Annotated in this window: 5 protein-coding genes; all 5 read left to right on the forward strand. The window is 75.3% G+C overall.

All coding sequences use genetic code 11. The annotated features are described in order from the left end of the window. Positions 1 to 52: 52 nt before the first annotated feature. Positions 53 to 1,078, forward strand: a complete 1,026-nt coding sequence (locus tag QZ500_RS13535; RefSeq protein WP_295855927.1) for an iron ABC transporter permease — start codon at positions 53 to 55, stop codon at positions 1,076 to 1,078. Then, positions 1,075 to 1,902, forward strand: a complete 828-nt coding sequence (locus QZ500_RS13540; RefSeq protein ID WP_295855928.1) for an ABC transporter ATP-binding protein — start codon at positions 1,075 to 1,077, stop codon at positions 1,900 to 1,902. Before QZ500_RS13535 ends, QZ500_RS13540 begins: the two co-directional genes overlap by 4 nt. A 28-nt stretch (positions 1,903 to 1,930) precedes the next feature. Continuing rightward, positions 1,931 to 2,398 (forward strand): hypothetical protein, encoded by a 468-nt coding sequence (locus tag QZ500_RS13545; protein WP_295855929.1) that lies wholly within the window; start codon positions 1,931 to 1,933, stop codon positions 2,396 to 2,398. 22 nt (positions 2,399 to 2,420) lie between these two features. Next, the gene (locus QZ500_RS13550; protein ID WP_295855930.1) at positions 2,421 to 2,801 is read left to right on the forward strand and encodes a DUF2149 domain-containing protein; all 381 of its coding nucleotides are present in this window, start codon (positions 2,421 to 2,423) and stop codon (positions 2,799 to 2,801) included. Continuing rightward, positions 2,798 to 5,302: cobaltochelatase subunit CobN (locus QZ500_RS13555; protein ID WP_295855931.1), on the forward strand; the 2,505-nt coding region annotated here is incomplete at its 3' end. The genes QZ500_RS13550 and QZ500_RS13555, both read left to right, overlap by 4 nt.

Genomic DNA, 5,302 nt, shown 5'->3' on the forward strand with positions numbered 1-5,302 from the left:
GCATGGCCGAGGCGGCCCGCATCATGGCGCGCTGCCTGGCGGAGAAGGCGCCGTGAGTGTCGCCGCGCCGGCGCGGACCGGCCGCGCGGCCGCGCTCGGCGCCGGGCTGCTGGTGCTCGGTGCGGCGCTGCTGGCGCTGGGTGCGGCGATCGGCAGCACCGGGATCGAGAGCCTGGCCGCCGTGCGACAGGACCCGGTCGCCTGGCAGATCGTGCGTGACATCCGGCTGCCGCGCTCGGTCGGCGCCTGGATCGCCGGCGCGCTGCTCGGGCTGGCCGGCGCGGTGGCGCAGGGGCTGTTCCGCAATCCGCTGGCCGATCCGTACCTGCTGGGCTCCGGCTCGGGTGCGTCGCTCGGGGTGGCGCTGGCGCTGCTGGTGGCGGGCCGGTCGCCGGCGGCGGCCCTGGCGGGCGACTGGTGGGTGCAGCTCGGCATCACCGGCGCGGCCTTCGTCGGCGCGGTGGGAGCGGTCCTGCTCACACTGGTGCTGGCGCGCGGCGCGCAGCACACGCTGCGGCTGCTGCTCGGTGGCGTGATCGTCGGCGTGGTGCTGGGCGCGGCGAAAGACGTGGCGACGCTCGCCGCGCCCGACATGCTGCAGTCGATGCAGGGCTTCACGCTGGGCAGCACCGCGTTTCTCGGCTGGCAAGCGGTGGCGCTGATGGCGGCGGTGCTGGCCGGCTGCCTGGCGGCCGCGCGCTGGCTGGCGCCGGTGCTCGACGGGCTGGCGCTCGGCGAGGCCACCGCCGCCAGCCTGGGCCTGGCGCTGCCCTGGCTGCGCGCGGCGCTGGTGGCGGTGCTGGCGCTCGCCACCGGCACGGCGGTGGCGCATGCCGGGCTGGTGGCGTTCGTCGGACTGGCCGCGCCGCACCTGGTGCGGCCGCTGGTGCGGGTGCGCCACGGCGCGCTGCTCGGCCTGTCGGCGCTGATGGGTGCGACGCTGCTGCTGGCGGCCGACCTGCTGGCGCGTGGATTGATCGCGCCGCAGGAGCTACCGGTGGGCGTGCTGACGGCGCTGCTCGGCGGGGGCTACCTGCTGTGGCTGATGCACCGGCGCAATGCGGAGGCGGCACGATGACGGCGAGCGCCCTCTCATCAAGCAGGGCGCCGCAGGCGGCGGCGGGCAGTGAGGCCGAGCCAGCGCTGGAAGCCCACGGCCTGTGGGCGCGGCTCGGCCGCACCGAGGTGTTGCGCGCCATCGACCTGACCCTTGCGCCCGGCCGCTGGACCGCGGTGGTCGGCCCCAACGGCGCCGGCAAGTCCACGCTGCTGAAGGCGCTCGCCGGCCTGCTGCCGTGCAACGGCGAGGTGCGGCTGCACGGCCGGCCGCTGCGCGCCTACGGCGGCCGCGAACGCGCCCGGCGCCTGTCCTGGCTCGGCCAGGGCGAGGCCGACCGGGGCGGCGCCGACGACCTGACGGTGCACGACGTGGCGATGCTCGGCCGCCTGCCGCACCAGCCCTGGCTGGCCGCACCGAGCACCGCCGACCGGGCCGCGGTGGAGCGGGCGCTGCGCACCACGCAGGCCTGGGACTGGCGCGACCGGCCGCTCGGCGCGCTGTCGGGCGGCGAGCGGCAGCGGGTACTGCTGGCGCGGGCGCTGGCGGTCGAGGCCGAGGTGCTGCTGATGGACGAGCCGCTCGCCAACCTCGACCCGCCGCACCAGGCCGACTGGCTCGGCACGGTGCGGTCGCTGGTCGCGGCCGGCCGTACGGTGGTGAGCGTGCTGCACGAGATCTCGCTCGCGCTGCAGGCGGACGACCTGGTCGTCATCGACGGCGGTCGGCTGCGCCACCACGGCGCGTGTGCCGATGCGGCGACGCACCGGGCGGTGGAAGACGTGTTCGGCGGACGCCTGCTGGTGCGGCCGCTGGACGGGCAGTGGGTCGCGCTGGCGCGCTGATCCTCTTGGAAAACAAGGAGCAGGACGAATGACGATCGAATCGGGTTTCGCGCAGGTGGCGCAGTGGCTGCTGTGGCCGGTGCTGGCGCTGGTGGCGCTGTCGTTCCTGTTCGCGCTGTGGTCGGCGGGGGCGGCGGGCATGGAGGCGGTGCAGCGCTGGCGCCGCCCCGGCTGGCGCGCGCTGCGGGCGGCGCCAGAAGATTCGCTGGAAGAGCTGGAGCTGCGCATCGTCCGGCAGATCGAGCCGGTGCGGCTGCTGTCGCGCCTCTCGCCGATGCTCGGCCTGATCGCGACCATGATCCCGCTCGGCCCGGCCTTGCAGAGCGTCGCGGCGGGGCAGGGCCAGCAGGCGCTGGCGGTGTTCAGCGGTGCCTTCTCGGGCGTGGTGCTGGCGTTGGCGGCGGCGTCGATCGGGCTGGTGGTGTATTCGGTGCGGCGCCGCTGGCTGCTGGCGGAACTGCTTGAAGTCCGGCGGCTGCGCGGGGTGGCGGCATGAGGCACCTCGCGGAGGACGCGCGATGAAGCATCTGAGCGTACTGGCCGAGGAAGACGACGATCCGATGCTGTCGGCGATCAACCTGATCGACGTATTCCTGGTGCTGGTGGTGGCGCTGCTGACGGCCGTCGCGGTGCAGAGCCAGTCGGCCGACGGGGCGGTGACCGCGGTCCGCAACCCCGGCCAGCCGGACATGGAGCTGACGATCACCGAGAACGGCAAGGCGGTGCGCTTCAAGGGCACCGGCAGCGCGAGCCGGGGGCAGGGCGTGCGCACCGGCGTGGCCTACCGGCTGGACGACGGCAGCGTGGTGTATGTGCCGGAGCCGGGCGCGGGCGGTGCCGGCGCGGCGCCGGCGACGAACGGACCCTCCGCCGCACCGGCGGCCGGCCCCGATCGATGACGCATCTCCCGCGCGTGTTGCGGCACTGCGTGCTGCTGTGGCTGCTGGCCGTCGGTGCCACCGCGGGCCATGCCGCGACGCTGCTGTGGATCACCGCCGACGTCACGCCCGCCGCCCGCACCGACCTGCTGCAGCGGCTTGGTGCGCAGGCAGGGCTCGCGGTGCGCCACCTGGAATATCCGGTCGCAGGCGCCGCGGCGCTGGACGCGGCCCAGGCCGGCACGCTGGAGCAGGCGCTCGCCGCGGCCGACGTGGTGTGGATCGACGCGCCGCATCCGACGGTCGAGGCGCGCCTGAAGGCACTCGTCGGCCCGCGTGCCGACGCCTTTGCGCAGCGCCGGCCCGGCCGGCTGGCATGGGCGACGCCTGCCGCGGCAGCAACGGCCGGCGACGGCGCCGCGGCCCGCAGCGCCGCCTACCTGCAGGCCGGCGGTGAAGCGAACCTGCGCCATGCGGTGGCGCTGGCCGCAGCACTCGCGGCCGGGCGGCCGCTGCCCGACCTGCCCCCGCCGCAACCGTTCGTGGCCCGCGGCCTCTACACGCCGGGCGCACCCGGCCTGCTTGCGGATGCTGAAGCGTTCGCGCGCTGGCAGGCCGCCCAGCCGGACCTGCGCGATCTGCCGACGGTCGCACTGCTGGTGCACCGCTACCACTTCGTCAACGGTGCGACCGACTGGCTCGACCAGTGGATCGCCCTGTTCCGGCGCCAGGGCCTGCTGGCCTACGCCGCCTTCGGCCCGCAGGCGGATGCGGCGGTCCTGTCGCAACTGCTGGAGGTGCCGGACGGCGCCGGCGGCCGGCGGCTGCAGGCCCGGGCGCTGGTGCTGCACCAGCTGGTACCGCAGGGCGCAGCGCTGCAGCCGCTGTTCGCCCGCTGGGGCGCACCGGTGCTGCTCGCCCAGCCCTACCGGCAGGGCGGCACCGCCGAGTGGGAAGCCGACACGCAGGGCCTGGCGATGGGCGACGTGCCGTTCTACCTGGCGCAGCCCGAGGGCGCCGGCGCGATCGATCCGGTGATGGTGCTGGCGCACGGCGACGGCGGCCGCCGGCCCGCGCTGGTGGTGCGCCAGGCCGAGGCGGTCGCGGCCAAGGCGGCGCGGCTGATCCGCCTGCGCGACACGCCACAGGCACGCCGCCGACTGGTCGCGATGGTCTACAACTATCCGCCGGGCGGTAGCAACTTCGGTGCGTCCTTCCTCAACGTGCCGCGCAGCCTGGAGCGGGTGTCGCAGGCGCTGGCCGACGCGGACTATGCCGTCCGCCCGCAGGCCGAGGCGCAGTGGATCGACGGCCTGAAGCCGCTGCTGCGCGCCTACTACCCGGGCGGCGACCTGCGCGGCCTGCTGGAGCACGACCAGGCCGCAGCTCTGCCGCTGGCCGACTACGACGCCTGGTTCGCCACGCTGCCTCCCGCGGTGCGGCAGCGCATCGACGGCCAGTGGGGCCCGGCCGCCCGCAGCCGCTACGTGATCGAGTGGCAGGGGCGGCCGGTGTTCGTGATCCCGCGGCTGCAGGCCGGCGCGCTGGCCGTGCTGCCGCAGCCGCCGCGCGAGGAAACGCTGCGCCAAGGCCAGGACGCCTTCATGCACCGCAGCAAGACCCCCCTGTCGCACCACTACCTCGCCGTGTATCTGTGGGCGCGGCAGGCCGATGCGCTGGTGCACTTCGGCACCCACGGCACGCAGGAATGGGCGCCGGGCAAGGCGCGTGCGCCCGATGTGCACGACGACGTGCTGCTGCCGCTCGGCGACGTGCCGGTCGTCTATCCCTACATCGTCGACAACCTCGGCGAGGCGCTGACCGCCAAGCGGCGCGGCCGCGCGGTGCTGGTGAGCCACCGCACGCCATCGTTCTCGCCGGCCGGCTTCAACGCCCGCATGGCCCACATGCACGAGCTGATGCACGAGTGGGAGACGGTGGACGCCGGCCCGACCCGCACCGCGCTGGAAAAGGAGCTGATCGCCCAGTTCGTCGAGCACCAGCTGCACCGCGACCTGGGCTGGTCCGCCGACCGCATCGCCCGCGAGTTCGAGCCGTTCCTGGAGATCCTGCACCCCTACCTCGACAGCCTGGCGCAGAGTTCGCAGCCGCAAGGGCTAGCGGTGTTCGGCACGGCGCCCGATGCGCCGCAGCGCCGCCAGACCATCCTGCAGGCGCTGCGCAAGCCGCTGATCGAGGCGCTCGGCGAGGACATCGACGAGGCTTTCCTGATCCGCCACTACGGCGTCGCGGCCGCCCGGCCCGCGCGCTGGTTGGAAGTGGCGCTGCGCGATGCCGAGGCGGCCAGCGTGCTTGACCTGCGGCCGGCGCTGCCGCCCGACGCCGCCGCGGCCGGTACCACGACCGAGCCGGTCCGCGCCGACGACTTCGTCCCCAACCGGGCCGCCCGCAAGCCGATCGACAGCGCCGCGCTGCGCGCGCTCGCCCTGCGCGCGCAGCAGCTCGACGCGCTGCTCGCCACCGCGGGCGAGAGGCCCGGCCTGCTGGCCGCGCTCGACGGG

Origin of the sequence: uncultured Xylophilus sp. (assembly GCA_913776965.1) — a bacterium.
Taxonomy (GTDB): domain Bacteria; phylum Pseudomonadota; class Gammaproteobacteria; order Burkholderiales; family Burkholderiaceae_C; genus Xylophilus.